Source organism: Actinoallomurus rhizosphaericola (genome assembly GCF_024055675.1).
Lineage (GTDB): Bacteria > Actinomycetota > Actinomycetes > Streptosporangiales > Streptosporangiaceae > Actinoallomurus > Actinoallomurus soli.
Map to the genome: position 1 here is coordinate 294316 of NZ_JAMXMW010000002.1, position 17786 is coordinate 312101.

The 17786-nt window shown below is 70.9% G+C and carries 12 protein-coding genes; 4 read left to right on the top strand and 8 right to left on the bottom strand.

Features of this window, described 5'->3' with window-relative positions; translation table 11 throughout:
- Positions 1-8 precede the first annotated feature (8 nt).
- Complete coding sequence (eno, locus tag NE234_RS05280) at positions 9-1289, bottom strand: phosphopyruvate hydratase (protein ID WP_252777703.1); 1281 nt, start codon at positions 1287-1289, stop codon at positions 9-11.
- 269 nt (positions 1290-1558) lie between these two features.
- Between eno and NE234_RS05285 the strand changes: the two genes are divergently transcribed.
- From NE234_RS05285 to NE234_RS05295, 3 genes are read left to right on the top strand one after another with little or no spacing between them, the layout of a single operon-like run.
- Entirely contained in the window at positions 1559-2605 is a 1047-nt protein-coding gene (locus NE234_RS05285) for an ABC transporter substrate-binding protein (RefSeq protein WP_252777704.1), read from the top strand.
- Positions 2606-2633: 28 nt separating this feature from the next.
- Positions 2634-3413 (top strand): ABC transporter ATP-binding protein, encoded by a 780-nt coding sequence (locus tag NE234_RS05290; RefSeq protein ID WP_252777705.1) that lies wholly within the window; start codon positions 2634-2636, stop codon positions 3411-3413.
- Positions 3403-4287: an ABC transporter permease gene (locus tag NE234_RS05295; protein WP_252777706.1), complete on the top strand. Its 885-nt coding sequence runs from the start codon at positions 3403-3405 to the stop codon at positions 4285-4287. The genes NE234_RS05290 and NE234_RS05295 overlap by 11 nt, the downstream gene beginning before the upstream one ends.
- Positions 4288-4294: 7 nt before the next feature.
- Here NE234_RS05295 and NE234_RS05300 read toward each other — a convergent pair whose 3' ends face one another.
- The 7 genes from NE234_RS05300 to mfd all read right to left on the bottom strand — a co-directional run bounded on the left by NE234_RS05300 (position 4295) and on the right by mfd (position 16787).
- Entirely contained in the window at positions 4295-4852 is a 558-nt protein-coding gene (locus tag NE234_RS05300; protein ID WP_252777707.1) for a Uma2 family endonuclease, read from the bottom strand.
- A gap of 197 nt (positions 4853-5049) precedes the next feature.
- Positions 5050-6570 carry an MFS transporter gene (locus NE234_RS05305; RefSeq protein ID WP_252777708.1) on the bottom strand — a complete coding sequence of 507 codons (1521 nt, stop codon included), beginning with the start codon at positions 6568-6570 and terminating at the stop codon, positions 5050-5052.
- Between the two features lie 156 nt (positions 6571-6726).
- Positions 6727-9129: a penicillin-binding protein gene (locus NE234_RS05310; protein ID WP_252777709.1), complete on the bottom strand. Its 2403-nt coding sequence runs from the start codon at positions 9127-9129 to the stop codon at positions 6727-6729.
- 134 nt (positions 9130-9263) lie between these two features.
- Positions 9264-11459: a transglycosylase domain-containing protein gene (locus tag NE234_RS05315; RefSeq protein WP_252777710.1), complete on the bottom strand. Its 2196-nt coding sequence runs from the start codon at positions 11457-11459 to the stop codon at positions 9264-9266.
- 40 nt (positions 11460-11499) lie between these two features.
- The gene (locus NE234_RS05320) at positions 11500-12426 is read right to left on the bottom strand and encodes a MazG family protein (RefSeq protein ID WP_252777711.1); all 927 of its coding nucleotides are present in this window, start codon (positions 12424-12426) and stop codon (positions 11500-11502) included.
- A complete protein-coding gene (locus NE234_RS05325) occupies positions 12414-13097 on the bottom strand; it encodes a hypothetical protein (RefSeq protein ID WP_252777712.1) in 684 nt (227 codons plus the stop codon). Before NE234_RS05325 ends, NE234_RS05320 begins: the two co-directional genes overlap by 13 nt.
- Before the next feature lie 93 nt (positions 13098-13190).
- A complete protein-coding gene (gene mfd, locus NE234_RS05330) occupies positions 13191-16787 on the bottom strand; it encodes a transcription-repair coupling factor (protein ID WP_252777713.1) in 3597 nt (1198 codons plus the stop codon).
- A 280-nt stretch (positions 16788-17067) separates the two neighbouring features.
- Here mfd and NE234_RS05335 point away from each other — a divergent pair, with 280 nt between their 5' ends.
- Positions 17068-17772 carry a class I SAM-dependent methyltransferase gene (locus tag NE234_RS05335; RefSeq protein ID WP_252777714.1) on the top strand — a complete coding sequence of 235 codons (705 nt, stop codon included), beginning with the start codon at positions 17068-17070 and terminating at the stop codon, positions 17770-17772.
- Positions 17773-17786 lie beyond the last annotated feature (14 nt).

Genomic DNA, 17786 nt, shown 5'->3' on the forward strand with positions numbered 1-17786 from the left:
GCGTGGTCTCACTCCGCGTGGAAGCGGGGGAACGCCGACTTCCCGGCGTACCGCGCGGCGTCGTCCAGGAGCTCCTCGATGCGCAGGAGCTGGTTGTACTTGGCCACCCGGTCGCTCCGGGCCGGAGCGCCCGTCTTGATCTGGCCGCTGCCGACGGCGACGGCCAGGTCGGCGATCGTGGTGTCCTCGGTCTCGCCGGAACGGTGGCTCATCATCGTGCGGAAGCCGTTCATGTGGGCGAGGTTCACCGCGTCGAGGGTCTCGGTCAGCGTGCCGATCTGGTTGACCTTGACCAGGAGCGCGTTGGCCGCACCCGAGTCGATGCCGCGCTGCAGGCGCTCCGGGTTGGTGACGAACAGGTCGTCGCCGACGATCTGGACACGGGAGCCGACGGCCTCGGTCATCGCCTTCCAGCCGGCCCAGTCCTCCTCCGACAGGGGGTCCTCGATGGAGACCAGCGGGTACGCGTCGAGGAGCTCGCCGTAGTAGGACGCCATCTCCTCGGCGGACCGCTTGCCGCCCTCGAAGGCGTACGTGCCCTCGGAGTAGAACTCCGTGGCGGCGACGTCCAGGGCGAGACCGATCTGGGCGCCCGGCTGGAAGCCGGCCCGCTGGATCGCCTCCAGGATCAGGTCGAGGGCGTCACGGTTGCTCGGCAGCTCGGGCGCGAAGCCGCCCTCGTCGCCGAGGCCGGTCGCCAGGCCACGGCCCTTGAGCACCGACTTCAGCGCGTGGTAGATCTCCGCGCCCCAGCGCAGGGCCTCGCTGAACGTCGACGCGCCGATCGGCGCGATCATGAACTCCTGGATGTCGACGTTGGTGTCGGCGTGGGCGCCGCCGTTGAGGATGTTCATCATCGGAACGGGCAGCAGGTGCGCGTTCGGCCCGCCGACGTAGCGGAAGAGCGGGAGGTCGGCGGACTTGGCGGCGGCCTTCGCCACCGCGAGGCTCACGCCGAGGATCGCGTTGGCGCCGAGGCGGGACTTGTCGGGCGTCCCGTCGAGGTCGATGAGCGCCTGGTCGACGAGGCGCTGGTCGTCCGCGTCGTAGCCGAGGAGCTCGGGCGCGATCTCGTCGAGCACGCCGAGCACGGCCTTCTCGACGCCCTTGCCGTTGTACCGCTCACCACCGTCGCGCAGCTCGACCGCCTCGAACTGGCCGGTCGAGGCGCCGCTCGGCACTGCGGCACGCGCCTCGCTGCCGTCGTCGAGCAGCACTTCCACCTCGACCGTGGGGTTGCCGCGGGAATCGAGGATCTCCCGAGCGTGTACGGCTTCGATCGACGACACTTGAGCTCCTTGTGATCACTATCGGACCTTTCGCCCCTGAGCCTAGTCGCCCGGGGTCCGACGGCCGTGCAACGCCACCCCCCTTCTGTGTCGGCGGTCACCCGGCGCACCTGACGGCCGTAGCGGGCCCCTGGCCGCCCATCTGCAAGATCTTCATGGCGTAGTCATCCCGTTACTCCATTCTTCCGGCCACTTGACGCTCCCTTCGATTCCCTTGTCTACTTAAGCGACCAATCACACCTGTTCGATAGACAAAGTGGGAGTTGCCCATGAAACCGCGGCTCGCGGCCTTCGGCCTTGCCATCCTCGCCGGCGCCGGGCTGCTCACCGCGTGCGGCGGTGGCGGCGACGACGCGAAGGCCTCCTCCGGCGGGGACGGCACCGTCGTCCGGCTCGGCTTCTTCCCGAACATCACCCACGCCACGGCGCTGGTCGGCGTGCAGAAGGGCATCTTCACCAAGCACCTCGGCAAGGCGCCGAAGACGCTGACCTTCAACGCCGGCCCGGCGGCCACCGAGGCGGTGTTCTCCGGCGCGGTCGACGCGACGTACGTCGGCCCCAACCCGGCCATCAACGCCTTCGTGAAGTCGCACGGCCAGGCCATCAAGATCATCGCGGGCGCGGCCAGCGGCGGCGCCGCCCTGATCGTCAAACCGTCGATCAACTCGGCGGCCGACCTGCGCGGCAAGAAGATCGCCACTCCGCAGCTCGGCAACACCCAGGACGTGGCCCTGCGCTACTGGCTGAAGCAGCAGGGCCTGAAGACCGACAAGGCCGGCGGCGGCGACGTCCACGTCGTTCCCCAGGACAACTCCCAGACCCTGCAGGCGTTCGCGCAGGGCCAGATCGACGGCGCGTGGGTGCCGGAGCCCTACGCCTCCCGGCTCGTTCTGGAGAGCAAGGGCAAGAAGCTGGTCGACGAGGCGTCGCTGTGGCCCGGCGGCAAATTCGTGATCACGAATCTGATCGTGCGGACCGAGTTCCTCAAGAAGCACCCCGACCTGGTGAAGAAGCTGCTCGAGGCGCAGGTCGAGACCACCGCCTACATCAACTCCGACAAGGCCGGCGCGGAACAGGCCGCCAACACCGAGCTGGGGTCCCTGACCGGCAAGCCGCTCAAGCAGGCCGCCCTGGACGCGACGTTCAAGAACGTCACCTTCACCAACGACCCGATCGCCTCGTCGCTGAAGCTGAGCGCGCAGCACGCCGAGGCGGTCGGCCTCCTCGACCACGTCGACCTGAACGGCATCTACGACCTCGGTCCGCTCAACGAGGTCCTCAAGGAGAAGGGCGAGCCGGCGGTGAGCGACTCGTGACCCGCGCGCTCGGCTGAGGGAGAAGGACATGTCTGCCACCACACGGGAACCGGAGCGCACGACCGCCCCTCCGGTCCGGATCGACGGCGTCTCCAAGGCGTACGGGACCGGCGGCGGGGCGCTGCTGGCACTGGACAAGGTGTCGCTGTCGGTCACTCCGGGCGAGTTCGTCTGCATCCTGGGCGCGTCGGGATGCGGCAAGAGCACGCTGCTGTCGATCGTCGCCGGGCTGGACCGGCCGACGCTCGGCACGGTCGACGTCGGCGGCGCGCGGGTCGGCCTGATGTTCCAGGAGCCCGCGCTCTTCCCCTGGCTGACCGTCGCCGGCAACGTCGAACTGGCCCTGCGCACGCGCGGCGTGCCCAAGGCCGAACGCCGGCGGCGCGCCGCCGAACTGCTGGCGGCCGTGCACCTGGACGGCTTCGGCCGTAAGCGGCCCCACCAGCTCTCCGGCGGCATGCGCCAGCGCGTCGCCATCGCCCGCGCCCTCGCCCAGGACAGCGACGTCCTGCTGATGGACGAGCCGTTCGGCGCGCTCGACGCGATGACCCGCGACCTGCTCCACGACGAGCTGGAGCGCATCTGGTCCGAGCGTTCGCTGACCGTGCTGTTCGTGACGCACAACGTCCGCGAGGCCGTACGCCTCGGTGACCGCGTCGTCCTGCTGTCCAGCCGTCCCGGCCGGGTCGTCGAGGAGTTCCCCGTGCCGCTGGACCGGCCGCGGCGCATCGACGACGCCTCGGTCGCCGCGCTGGCCGGCCGCATCACCGACCGGCTGCGTGCGGAGGTCGGCCGCCATGGAGCGTGAACCGGTGGAGCCGGGAACGTCCGCGACGAACGTGCTCGAACGCCAGATCGCGGGCCTGGACGCCCTGGAGATGGCGAACCGCTCCCAGCCCGGCCCGCTGCGGCGCATGTGGGCCTCGACGTGGCCGGTGCTCGCCGCGATCGCCATCGCGATCGGCGCCTGGGAACTCGTGGTGCTCAGCGGCTGGAAGCCGACGTACGTCCTGCCCGGCCCGACGCAGGTCTTCCCGCAGCTCGGCAGGGACCTGAGCGAGTCGTCCTTCTGGGCGGGGCTGGGCCTGACGATGCGCCGGGCGGTGATCGGCTTCGCGCTGGCGATCGTCGTCGGGGTGCTGCTCGGCGCGGTCGTGTCGCGGGTGCGGTTCCTGCGGGTGGCGTTCGGCTCGCTGATCACCGGGCTGCAGACGATGCCGTCGATCGCGTGGTTCCCGCTCGCGATCATGCTCTTCCAGCTCAGCGAGAGCGCGATCCTGTTCGTCATCGTGCTCGGCGCCGCGCCGTCGATCGCCAACGGCCTCATCGCCGGCGTCGACTACACGCCGCCGATCCTGCTGCGGGCGGGGAAGATCCTCGGGCTGCGCGGGTTCGCGCTGTACCGGCACCTCATCCTGCCCGCGTCGCTGCCGGCCTTCGTGACGGGCCTCAAGCAGGGGTGGGCGTTCGCCTGGCGCAGCCTGATGGCGGGCGAGCTCCTGGTGATCATCGGGCACCACACGTCACTCGGCGTCCGCCTGGAGTACGCGCGGGAGAACATCGACACCCAGGACATGATCGCGGTCATGATCGTGATCCTGGTCATCGGCATCGTGATCGACCGGCTGTTCTCCGCCGCCGACCGCGCCCTCCGCCGCAGCCGCGGCCTCGACCCGTCCTGAGCACCCCTCAGGGGCGGCGCTTGAGCAGGTCCCCCGGGTCGAGCTCCCCGAACGGGTCGGGCAGCTTCAGCATCTGACCGCACGTGGCTCGGGCCACCTCGTTGTAGTGGCCCGAGCCGAGCCGTTGCAGGACGATCGTCGGCCCCTCATCGTTCTCGTCGACCTCGACGAGGAGATACCAGGGGATGCGGGCGACGGAGTAGAGATGGTTGTTGGAGGGCGAGAGGACCTCCACGACCAGGAGGATCTCCGCCGGATCGTGGACCAGGACGTCGTCGCCCTGCTCGTACGTCGCCACCACGTCAGGGACGAGGATCTTCTCCGGGCCGATGCGCACGTTGAGCGCGACCTCGACGGCAAGATCGTCCGGCGCCTGAGCCTCCAGCAGGTTGGCCAGCCGCCGCATGAGCCGCTGATGCGCCTGCCTCGGCGCGGGGCTCACGACGAGCCTCCCGTCGACCAGCTCGATCTTCGGCCCGCCGGGCGGGATACGGAGGTAGTCCTCCTCGGTCCAGGGACCGTCGTGGAACCAGAAGTCTTCGTACGGCACGGCTTCCGCGATCACCTTCGCTCGCCTCTCGACGATGTCGACACCAGTCTGACGTGCCCGCATCCTAGACAGGGGTCGGCACGCCCCGCAGGGATCTCGTCACTGTCGGTCATTATCAGGTAAAGCCGTGAAGCATCCGAATGGCGTCCGGTCCCGCAATCGGGATCCTCCGATGCGGGGCCGGACGCTGTCAGGGGCGTGGTTGGCGGGGGTCAGACGGCTGCGGCGGGACCCGGGCCGGGTTCGAGGTCCTCGATCCGCTCGGCGAGGGTCTCCGGGACCTTCTTGGCCGCGCTGAGCGGGGCGGCGATGTCCTCCAGCGAGACCTGCTCGGCCTTGACGCCGAAGATGGCGGCGATGACACCCGCGAAGGCCATGACGCCGGCCGCGATCAGGTAGGCGATGAACAGCTTGCCCCGGTCCGGGTGGTCCTGGTCGCCGATCAGGGCGCCGAAGATCGTCGGACCGAGCGACCCGAAGACCTGCGCGATGGCGAAGAACAGCGCGATGGCCTGAGAGCGCAGCTCCATCGGGAAGATCTCACTGACCGTCAGGTAGCCGGAGCTGGCCGCGGCCGAGGCGATGAAGAAGATCACCGTCCAGAGCACGGTCTGCGAGAAGGCCGACAGCGACCCGATCTTGAAGAGGTAGCCGCTGACCGCCAGGAGCACGCCGGACACGAGGTACGTTCCGGCGATCATCTGCTTGCGGCCGATCGTGTCGAACAGCCGGCCGATGAGCAGGGGGCCGAGGAGGTTCCCGGCCGCGAAGGCGAAGAAGTACTTCGCCACGTCGTGGTCGGACACCCCGTAGAAGTGCTTGAGCACCAGGCCGTACGTGAAGAAGATCGCGTTGTAGAGGAACGACTGGCTGATCATCAGTGTGGCGCCGAGCAGCGACCGTGAGGGGTAGTCCCGGAACAGCGTCCGCGCGACCTGGGTGAACGAGATCGCCTCGTGCGGCTGCACCTCGACGTACCGCTCGGGGTCGACCGGCTCCAGGGTGCGGCCGGACGCCTCGACCTCGCGTTCGATCTGGGCGATGGTCTTCTCCGCCTCGTCGGCCTGCCCATGGGCCAGCTGCCAGCGGGGGCTCTCGGGGAGGGTGCGGCGCAGGCCCCAGATCGCCACGCCGATCACGGGGCCGATGAAGAAGCCGACCCGCCAGCCGATGTTGTCGGGGAAGACACTGTGGTTCAGCAGGACGTACTCGCTCAGCGACGCGACGATGGCGCCGAACCAGTACGTCCCGCTGACCGCCAGGTCGACGCGGCCTCGGAACCGCGCGGGGATGAGTTCGTCGATCGCGGAGTGGATGGCCGCGTACTCCCCGCCGATGCCCATTCCGGCGATGAAGCGGAGCACCAGGAAGCTCCCGTAGTTGAACGAGAACGCGGTCAGCCCGTTGGCGACCAGGTACAGCGCGAGGGTGGCGACGAACAGCCGGCGGCGGCCGAGCCGGTCGGACAGCCGGCCGAACACCAGCGCGCCGACCACCTCTCCGATCAGGTAGATGGTCGCCGAGAAACCGACATTCTGAGAGCTGAGGTGGAGGGTGTGGGAATGTTGCAGGACCGGGCCGACGATGCTGGCGATCTGGATCTCGAGGCCGTCCAGCACCCAGGCCACGCCGAGGGCGGCGATCATCCGGGTGTGGAAGCGGGACCAGGGCAGTCGGTCGATCCGGGCGGGCACGAGGCTTCGTACGGGGCCCTGTTGCGGGATGGCGCCCACGTCGTCTCCTTTGCCGTGTGGTTGCGTACCGTCAGGATGCGATCACGTTAGAAAGCCCTTGCCGCACGGTGAACGGATCGTGGACAGATCTGAGGTTCAGGACGTGGTTCGTCCGAAATCTGCCGACACGCCCAAGCTCAAGGATCGAGCGTCGGATCAGAGGTTGTTGCCGCGCGTCCCGCCGACCGGGGGGATGATCGGCGGGGTGGGAATGCCGGGGGGCGTCGGCTCGACCGGCCCGCCGGGCGGCGTGGGCCCGACCGGCGGCTTGGGCCCCTGCGGCGCGCCCTTGCTGACGTAGATGGTCACCGTCGCGCCGGGTTCGACCGAGGCTCCACCGCCCGGCGAGGTCCGCGCGACGGTGCCCGTGCCGTACGCGTCCGAGGCGATCCGCGGGCCGAAGCTCACGTCGAAGCCCGCCGCCCGCAGCCGGTCGGCGGCCGCCGACGGGCTGAGTCCGAGGACGTCGGGGACCTGCACGCGGTCCTCGCCGGACCCCTCGCTGTAGTAGTCGCCCGGCGGGCTGTGGAAGTCGTGCTCGGGCACGTCGCGCAGCGCGCCGAGCATCGTCTCGCGCCAGATCGGCGCGGGGATGTCGGCGCCGAACACCTCGCCGAAGCAGCGGCCGCCCAGGCAGACGTTCGTCAGCGGATGCTTGTAACCGCCCCGCGGGTCGCCGACCCAGACCGCGCTCGCCAGGTCCGGGGTGTACCCGGCGAACCAGGCGGAGGAGAAGCCGTCGACCGTGCCCGTCTTGCCCGCGGCCGGGCGGCCGATGCCCTCTCCGGCGGCCGTGCCCTGCGTCAGGACCCCGCGCAGGACGTGGTTGACCGCGTCGGCGACGCCCTTGTCGATCGCCTGGTGGCAGTGGGCGCTCGGGACCTTCAGCTCGTGGCCGGCCGTGTCGGTGATCTTCGTGAGGACGATCGGCGCGCAGTACTCGCCGCGCGCGCCGAACGCCGCGTACGCGGCCGCGACCCGCAACGGCGAGACCGTGTTGAAGCCGAGCGTGAAGGAGGGGTACTGCTGCAGCGCCGAACCGTCGGCGCGGCGCATGCCGAGCTTCTCGGCCATCTTCACCGTGTCGCAGAGGCCGACCTCCTTCTCCAGCCGGAGGAAGAAGGTGTTGACCGAGTGCCACGTCCCGGTGACGAGGCTGAACGTGCGGCCGCCCTCGCCGTCGCCGGCGTTGCCCAGCGACTCCGTGGAGCCGACCGGTTTGCCGTCGCAGTCGCGGAACCCGGTCGGGGTGTAGTGGTCGGGGGCCATCAGGCGGTGCCCGAACGGCATTCCCTGGTCCAGCGCGGCCGCCAGCGTGAAGATCTTGAAGGTGGACCCGGCCTGCATGCCGATGCTGGTGCCGTGGTCGGAGTCGGCGGCGAAGTTGACCCAGGTCTTGCCGCGCTTCTCCGAGGGTCCCAGCTCCCGGTCGACGGCCATGGCCTTCACCTGGCCGGTGCCCGGCTCGACGAGCGCCTCGGCCGCCGCCTTGTGGCTGGAGTTCTTCGGCGGGACGTAGTGGTCGACCGCGCGCTGCGCGGCGCGCTGCATCCCCGGGTCCAGCGTCGTCCGTATGACCAGGCCGCCGCGCTGGAGGAGCCGGGTGCGTGCCTTGACCGTCTTGCCGAAGATCGGGTTGCCCAGGATCTCCCGCTCGACGTAGTCGCAGAAGAACGGCGCCGAACTCTCCACACAGCCGTTCGGCGTCGACGTGACGTGCAGGCGGAGCGGTGTCCGCTCGGCGGCCGACGCGGTGTCGGCGGGCAGCCAGCGCAGGTCGCTCATCCGTTGCAGCACGGTGTTGCGCCGCTGCTCGGCCAGCTTCGGGTTGACGGTCGGGTCGTAGGCGTACGGGTAGCGGACGATGCCGGCCAGCAGGGCCGCCTCGGGCAGGGACAGCTTGGCGGCGGAGTGGCCGAAGTAGTGCCGTGATGCGGCCTCGACGCCGTACGCTCCGCTGCCGAAGTAGGCGATGTTGAGGTACCGCTCGAGGATCTGGTCCTTGGTCAGCTGCTTCTCCATCGCCACGGCGTAGCGCAGTTCGCGGAGCTTGCGCGCCGGCGTGGTCGCGAGGGCGGACCGGCGTTCGGCGTCGGTGTCGGCCGTCTCGACGAGGAGGTTCTTGACGTACTGCTGGGTGATGCCCGACCCGCCCTGCGTGACCTGACCGGCGGCGAGGTTGCTGACGAGAGCGCGCGCGGTGCCCTTGAGGTCGAGGCCGCCGTGCTCGTAGAAGCGGCTGTCCTCGATCGCGAGGATCGCCTTGCGCATGATCGGGGCGACCTTGCTCAGGGGCACGTCGACGCGGTTCTCGTAGTAGAACGTCGCCAGCTTCGACCCGTCGGCGGCGAGGATCACCGATCGCTGGGCGACCGGCGGGGTCTGCAGGTCGCCGGGGATGGCCTCGAACCAGTTCGCGCCGTTGCGCGCGCCGACGCCGACCATCCCGAGGGTGGAGAAGGCGATGAGCGCCGCCAGCACCCCGGCGACGACCCCCGCGCCCGCGAGGCGCCCGATGATCCTCAGGGCGTCACTGCGCGGGCCTTCCCCAGAAGACACGGGGTCAGCGTACGCCGAACCGAGCTGGGAAGGATCTCCGCGGTCCAACAAAACACCGCCGCTTCCGGTCATCCAGTCACAGATGGCGACATATCAGCCGCGGTAACGGCGTCCGTGACGGTGCGGAGGCGGGCTCAGTCTCCCTTCCACGGCCAGACGAACGGCGGGTCGAAGAACCACGGCAGGCGACTGTTGGGCTCCGGAAGGTCCTTCCCGCCCTGATCGGCGCCCGCGGCCTTGTCCTTCGCCTTGTCGTCCTCCTCCTTCTCGCCGTCGCCCTCCCGGAAGTACTCCCCCGGCGGACCCGCGAAGTCGTGCGCCGGAACCCCCTTCAGGGCGGCCTCCATCGTCGCCCGCCAGATCGGCGCCGGGACGTCCGCGCCGTACACCTGGGCGTAGCACGCCTCGCCCAGGCACACGTCGCGCAGCGGGTGCTTGTAGCCGCCGCGCGGGTCACCGACCCAGACCGCGCTCGCCAGGTCCGGGGTGTACCCGGCGAACCAGGCGGCCGAGAAGTTGTCGACGGTGCCGGTCTTGCCCGCCGCCGGACGCCCGAGTTCGTTGCCCTTGGCCGTGCCCTTGGTCAGGACGCCCCGCAGGATGTGGCTGACCGCGTCGGCGACGCCCTCGTCGATGGCCTGGTGGCACTTGGCGCGCGGCACCGGCAGGAATCCCGTCGGGCCCATGACGCTGGTGATCGCGATCGGGCGGCAGTACCGGCCGCGCGCCGCGAACGCCGCGTACGCCGCCGCGAGCCGCAGCGGCGAGACCGTGTTGAACCCGAGCGTGAACGACGGGTACTGCTCCAGCTTCTGCCCGGTCGCGCGGCGCATGCCCAGGCGGGTCGCCATCTTGTACGTGGCGCAGAGCCCCACCTTGCGCTCGAGTTCGAGGAAGAACGTGTTGACCGAGTGCCAGGTGCCGGTGACCAGGGTGAACTGCTTGCCGCCCTCGCCGTCGCCGGCGTTGCCGAGCGAGACGCCGGAGTCGCCGACGCGGTCCCCGTCGCAGTTGCGGAACCCGGTCGGCACGAAGGACTTCGGCGCGTCCAGCTTGTGACCGAACGCCATCCCCTTGTCCAGCGCGGCGGCCAGCGTGAACACCTTGAACGTCGACCCCGCCTGCATGCCCAGGCTGGACCCGTGGTCGGAGTCGGCGGCGAGGTTCACCCACAGCGTGCCGCGTTTGGTGCTGTCGCCCATCCTGCGGTCCAGGGCCATCGCCGTGATCTCCCCCGTGCCCGGCCGGATCAGCACCTCGGCGGCCGCCTTGCCCGATTTGTTGTCCGGGGGAACATAACGGTTCAACGCGTGCTGGGCGGCCTTCTGCATGCGGGGTTCGAGCGTCGTACGGATCTGCAGGCCGCCGCGCTGCAGGAGGAACCGGCGCTCCTGGGCGGTCTTCCCGAACGCCCGGTTCGCCAGGATCTCCCGCTGTACGTAGTCGCAGAAGAACGGCGCCGAGCTCTCCACGCACCCGTTCGGCGTGGCCGTGATCCGCAGCCCGAGCGGCCGGCCCTTGACCTCCGCCGCCTGCTGGGGCGTGATGACCTTCAACTCGGCCATGCGGTCCAGGACCGTGTCCCGGCGCGTCCGGCCCCGTACCGGGTGCAGGTTCGGGTCGTACGTCTGCGGCGCCCGTACGATCCCCGCCAGCGTCGCGGCCTGCGCCAGGGACAGGTCGACGGCGTGCACGCCGAAGTAGTGGCGGGCCGCCGCCTCGACGCCGTACGCGCCGTCGCCGAAGTAGGCGATGTTGAGGTACCGCTCCAGGATCTGCTCCTTGGTGAGGTGCTTCTCCAGGCCGATGGCGAGCCGCAGTTCGCGGAGCTTGCGTACCGCGGTCGGTTCGAGTGCCTCCCGGCGCGCCGTGGTGGTCGTCGCCGTCTCGGCGAGGGCGTTCTTGACGTACTGCTGGCTGAGCGTCGACCCGCCCTCGACGACGGTCCCGGCGCTGAGGTTGGCGAACAGCGCCCGCAGGATGCTCTTGGCGTCGAGCGCGCCGTGCCGGTAGAAGCGGCTGTCCTCGATCGCGATGATCGCCTGGCGCATGATGGGCGCCACCTGGGCGAGCGGCACCTCGACGCGGTTCTCGTAGTAGAACGTCGCGAGCCGGGAGCCGTCCGCGGCCAGGATGACCGAACGCTGCGGGAGCGCCGGGGTGGCCAGCGAGCCCGGCAGCGTCTCGAAGGCGTGGTTCGCGGCCTTGACGCCCAGGCCGGTGGGCAGCAGGACGGGCAGCGCCAGGCAGGCCGACAGCACGCCGGCGGCCACCCCGGCGATCACCAGGTCCTTCAGCCGCGCCGACCGCCGCCCCGATTCCCGCCCCACACTTCGCGGTCATCCCCACACAGAGGGTGATCGGAACCTGTTATCGGCCCTGGTGCCGCTCGACGCGGTCGTGGAAGCGGCGGGCGGCGGCGCGCAGCTCGGCCTCGGGGTCGCGGCCCTCCTCGCGAAGCCGGCGGACGAGCGCGAACAGGTCCGCGCCCACGCCGTCGTCGGCGAACAGCTCCTCCGGCACGTCCGCCTTCGCGGCGCGCCGCTGCAGCTGGGCCGCGAGCGAGAGCGAGGGCTGGGCCATCGGAACGCCGTGGAAGATCGAGGCGTCCTCGCCCCGCTCCGCCAGCTTGATCGCGTTCCAGTTGGCATCGACCTCGTCGGCGTCCGCGACCGTGACGTCACCGAACACGTGAGGGTTCCGGCGTACGAGCTTGTCGGTGATGCCCTCGGCGACGTCGTCCACATCGAAATGCGGCGAGACCTGCGCGTGGAACACCACCTGCATGAGGACGTCGCCGAGCTCCTCGCGCAGGGCCTTCAGGTCGCCGCTCTCGATCAGGTCGATGACCTCGTACGCCTCCTCCAGGAGGTACGGCGCGAGGGACTCGTGCGTCTGCTCGCGGTCCCAGGGGCACTCGCGGCGCAGCGTGTCCATCACCGCGACCAGGTCGAGGAACCGCGCGCCGGGCAGGTCGTACGCGCCCTGGACCACCTCCACCTGCGGAGGCTCGTCCATCCCGACGAGGACGGAGCCGACCGCGCGCATCAGGTCCTCGTCGCCGTCGAGCCCGGCCAGCCACACGACCGTGCCGGTCGACGCCTCGCGGACGAGGGCGGCGGCGTCGGGCTCGACGACCTCCACCGCGACGCCGGCGTCACGGACATACGGCAGCTGCGGGTGCTCGCCGCTGCCGGTGAGCACCCGGTCGGCGCCGCGCAGCGTCTCCCAGGCGGGCCACGTCAGCTGCCCCGGCGCGACCCGCGACGAGGAGGCCAGGAAGGTCAGGCCTGGCATGAGACTCCGCCGCTCGTGGTCGGCGTGCCGGAGTCCGGCTTCGACAGGGTCGGGCAGACCGGGCCGAGGGCCATGTGCTGGAAGTCGAAGGAGCCGTAGCGCGGGTTGACCTCGAGCTTGAGGCGGCGGCCCGCCCGCTGGTAGCTGCCGGCGACCTGCTGCAGCGCCTGCTGCTGGGACTGCTGGTCGGTCGCGTTCGTCACGCCGTACTTGCTCATGAGCTCCTGGCGGAGGACGACCGACTTGACGTAGTCACGGCTGTACCGGGTCGGCAGGCCCTGGGCGAGCACGTTGGCGTCGATGGTGGGCATCCCGCCGTTCTGCGCGATGATCGCGTCGACCTGACCGCCGCTGGCGCTCACCCCGTCGGCGCGCGCGACCTCGTCCCAGACCTTCATGTCGACGAGCTGGTACAGGGCGCTGCGCTGCGGCGAGGACGGGTCGAACGGCACCTGCTGCCCCTGGGCCTGCGCCTGCTGGGCGATCTGCTGGGCGGCCGGGTACTTCGGCAGCTCCTTGGTCCACTCGTCGACCGTCGAGTTGAGCTTCGAGATCGTGATGCGGTCGTTGCCCACCAGGGCCGCCGCCCCCGTCTTCACGGGACCGCAGGCGGTGAGCGCCGTACCGGCCAGCGCGGCGGCGATCATGATCTTGAATGGCTTACGGATCACAGCGTCCTTCTCAATTCCTCGCCCGCGGGGGTCGCGGGATGCGTCCGGCACCGGGGGTCTCCTCGCCCCGACTCGTCATCTGGTCACGGCACGTCAGCGGGCCACGGGATCGGGGAGGAACAGCGCCTCCACCAGATCGGTACACCATTTCAGCAGCTCCTGGTCGCGCAGCGGGCGCCCGCCGAGCGGAGCGGTCTTGGGCACCGGCACCAGCAGGGTATTCGTCGCCGTCTTCAGGATGCTCTTCGGGTACAGGCGCTGCAGCCGCACCGTACGCGACTCGGGCAGGCTGACCGGCGAGAACCTGATGTGGTTGCCCTGCAGGGTGACGTCCGTCAGCCCGCCCCGGCGGGCCAGCGCGCGGAACCGCGCGACCTCCAGGAGGTTCAGCACCGGCACCGGCGGCGGCCCGAACCGGTCGGCCAGCTCGTCGCGCACGCCGACGATCTCGTCGTCGCTCTGGATCGCCGCGATCCGGCGGTACGCGTCCAGCCGCAGGCGCTCGCCGGGGACGTACTCGTGCGGAATGTGCGCGTCGACCGGCAGCTCCACCTTGACCTCGGGCGTCTCGGGCACGCCCTCCTCGCGCAGCTCGCGCACGGCCTCGCCGACCATCCGTACGTACAGGTCGAACCCGACGCCGGCGATGTGCCCGGACTGCTCGGCGCCCAGGACGTTGCCCGCGCCCCGGATCTCCAGGTCCTTCATCGCCACGAACATGCCCGCGCCCATCTCGGTGTGCTGGGCGATCGTCGCGAGCCGCTCGTGCGCGGTCTCGGTCAGCGGCGTCTCGGGCGGGTACAGGAAATAGGCGTACGCGCGCTCCCGGCCCCGGCCGACGCGCCCGCGCAGCTGGTGCAGCTGCGACAGGCCGTACATGTCGGCCCGGTCGACGATCAGGGTGTTGGCGTTCGGGATGTCCAGGCCGCTCTCCACGATCGTGGTCGCGACGAGGACGTCGTACTCCTTCTCCCAGAAGTCGACCATGATCTTCTCGAGCTGGTGCTCGTTCATCTGGCCGTGCGCGACACCGACCCGGGCCTCCGGCACCAGCTCGGTGAGGTGCTTGGCGACCTTGTCGATCGAGCGGACCCGGTTGTGCACGAAGAAGACCTGGCCCTCACGGAGCAGCTCGCGCCGGATCGCCGCGGCGATCTGCTTGTCGTCGTACGGGCCGACGAAGGTCAGGACGGGGTGCCGCTCCTCCGGCGGGGTGAGGATCGTCGACATCTCCCGGATGCCGGTGAGCCCCATCTCGAGCGTGCGCGGGATCGGCGTGGCCGACATGGCGAGGACGTCGACCTGGGTGCGCATCTCCTTGAGGCGCTCCTTGTGCTCGACGCCGAACCGCTGCTCCTCGTCGATGATGATCAGCCCGAGGTCCTTGAACCGGGTCTCCGGTGACAGCAGGCGGTGCGTGCCGATGACGAGGTCGACGGTGCCGTCGGCGACGCCGCGCAGCGTCTCGACGACCTCCTTGTCGGTCTGGAACCGGCTGATCGGCTTGATCACCACCGGGAACGACGCGAACCGCTCGGTGAACGTCGACAGGTGCTGCTGCACCAGCAGCGTCGTCGGCACGAGCACGGCGACCTGCTTGCCGTCCTGCACCGCCTTGAACGCCGCCCGCACCGCGATCTCGGTCTTGCCGTAGCCCACGTCGCCGCAGATCAGCCGGTCCATCGGAACCGGCTTCTCCATGTCGGACTTGACCTCGTCGATGGCGGCGAGCTGGTCCGGCGTCTCGATGTACGGGAAGGCGTCCTCCAGCTCACGCTGCCACGGGGTGTCCGACTGGAACGCGTGCCCCGGCGACGCCTGGCGGGCGGAGTAGAGACGGATCAGCTCGCCCGCGATCTGGCGGACGGCCTTGCGCGCCCGGCCCTTCTGCTTCTGCCACTCGGCGCCGCCGAGCCGGTGCAGGCTCGGCGCCTCACCGCCGACGTAGCGGGTGACCTCGTCGAGCTGGTCGGTCGGCACGAACAGCCGGTCGCCCTTGGCGTACTCGATGATGAGGTACTCGCGGGTGGCGCCCTGCACGGTGCGGCTGGCCATCTCGACGTACCGGCCGACGCCGTGCTGCTCGTGCACGATGTAGTCGCCGACGGTGAGCCGCAGCGGGTCGACGCCGCCGCGCCGCCGCGACGGCATGCGCCGCATGTCCTTGGTCGAGGACTTCTGCCCCGACAGGTCGGTCTCGGTGAGCACCGCCAGCTTGACGGCGTCCCAGACGAAGCCGTGGTCGAGCAGCCCGCAGGAGACGTTGACGATCGCCGGCTCCGGCGCGCCGGGCAGCTCGGTGACCTTCGCGCCGAGCCCCTCCTCGCGGACCACCTCGGCGAGCCGCTCGGCCGGGCCGTGGCCCTCGGTGACGAGCACGACCCGCCACTCCTCGTGGATCCAGCCCTTGACGTCGGCCATCACCCGCTGGGTGTCGCCGCGGTAGGACTCCGCCGCGCGCGCCCCGATCCGCAGCGCGCCGTCGCCGTCGGCGTCCGGCGCCTCGTCGACGGCCACCTCGGTGAGCTCGCCGGTGGCGGCGGAGTACTCGCGGCGGGTCCGGCCGCCCGCCGGATCGGCGCCCGCCGACTCCGCGCTCGCGAACGGCGTGATCGTCCACCACGCCAGGCCGAGCTCCGCCGTACGGTCGCGGACCTCCTCCAGGGTCCTGAACGCGGCCGCGCCCAGGTCGATGGGGGCCTCGCCGCCCGCGGCGGCGTTCACCCACGACGCCTCGAGGAACTCCTGGCTCGTGCTGACCAGCTCGGCGGCGCGCGTACGGATGCGCTCGGGGTCGCAGACGACCACCGAGGAACCATCGGGCAGCACGTCGAGGAGCAGCTCCATGTGGTCGGCGAGAACGGGCGCGAACGCCTCCATGCCCTCCACCGCCGAGCCGTCGGCGATCTGCTGGAGGATGTCGGCGAGCGCCGGGTGCTCCCGGCCCAGCTCGCGGGCGCGCTCGCGCACGGACTCGGTCAGCGGCAGCTCACGGCACGGCGGCGCCCACAGCCCCTGCTGGGCGACCTCGAGCGAGCGCTGGTCGGCCGCCTTGAAGTAGCGGACCTCCTCCACCTGGTCGCCCCAGAACTCCACCCGCAGCGGATGCTCCTCGGTGGGCGGGAACACGTCGAGGATGCCGCCGCGGACGGCGATCTCGCCGCGCTTCTCCACCAGGTCGACGCGGTTGTAACCGGCGTCGACCAGGCGGCGCACGGCGTCGTCGAGGTCGGCCTCGTCCCCGGGCCGCAGGCGCACGGGCTCCAGGTCGCCGAGCCCGGCGACGATCGGCTGGAGTACGGCACGGACCGGCGCGACGACGGCCTGCAGCGGACCGGCCGCCGGGTCCTCGGGATCGCCGTGGGCCAGCCGTCGCAGCACGGCGAGGCGCTGGCCGACGGTGTCCGAACGCGGCGACAGGCGCTCGTGCGGCAGCGTCTCCCAGGCGGGGAAGTGCGCCACCGCGGCCGGGTCCAGCAGGCTTGTCAGGGCCGCCGTCAGGTCCTCAGCCTCGCGGGCCGTCGCGGTGACCATCAGGACGGTACGCCCGCGCTCGCGGGCCAGCGCGGCGCCGAGGACCGGCCGCAGCGCGGGCGGTGCGACGAGATCCAGGTGGGCGTCGGCGCTCTTCAGGGCACGGGCGAGCGCGGAATCGGCGGCGGCGACGTCGAGCAGTCCGGAAAGGGTCATGAGCTCATCAAGGGTCAGGCAGCGTGAAGGCCCGAGAGTGATCTCACCCCGGGGTCCCCAGCCTACGCGTCGCCGCTACCACAGGCCGCAGCGCCCCGGTCAAGCGGGTGGGTCATGGGGCGACCGCCGGACGACCGGAGCGAGCCCGACGCAGCGACCGGAGCGGCCGGCCGAGGGACGAGGTCGTCCGCGGAGGGAGTGAGGAGAGTCGAGCGACCAGACGACACGGACAATGCCGAATGCGGCCACGGTGCGCGAGCAGACGACTACGCTCCGGGGCGTGACCGAGCTGCGGACCCCGCCGACCTTCGATCCCGACGTCTTCCACCAACGTGTTCGCGAGTACGCCGACGAACGGCCGTACGAGCGACTGCGGGTCCTCGACGCCGGCTGCGGGCGGAGCGTGCCGCTCGACCTGCGTCCCGCCGAGTGCCACGTCACCGGGGTCGACGACGACCTGCCGGAGGCGCGCGCGGGTGTCCGCGCCCGCCGCGACCTCGACGCCTGGCATCTCGGGGACCTGCGCACGGTCCCGATGCCGCCACGCGTGTACGACATCGTGCACGTCTCGTACCTGATCGAGCGGATCCCGCACGCCGAGCTGGTCCTCGACCGGTTCGTCGCCGCGCTCCGGCCCGGCGGGCTGATGCTGGTCCGGTTCCGGGACCGCGACAGCGCGTTCGGCCGCCTCGACCGGGTCGCCCCGGGATGGCTGCGCTCCGTCCTGTGGCTGCGCGGCACCCCGCCGCGTCCGGTGTACGAGCGGGTGGCGTCGGCCGCCGGCATGCGGGCGTACTGCCTGATGCGGGGCCTGGTCGTCGTCGACGAGCACACGTCCGCCGGGATGGTGGCCTGGTCGGGGACGATCGTGCGGCTGATGTGCCGGGCCGTGGGCCTCTTGTCCCGGAATCGCGCGACCTCGGCGTACAGCGACGTCGCCATGGTGATCCGCAAGCCGGAGAATCGCTACGCGCGCATCATCTGAGGTGGCGTCGGCAG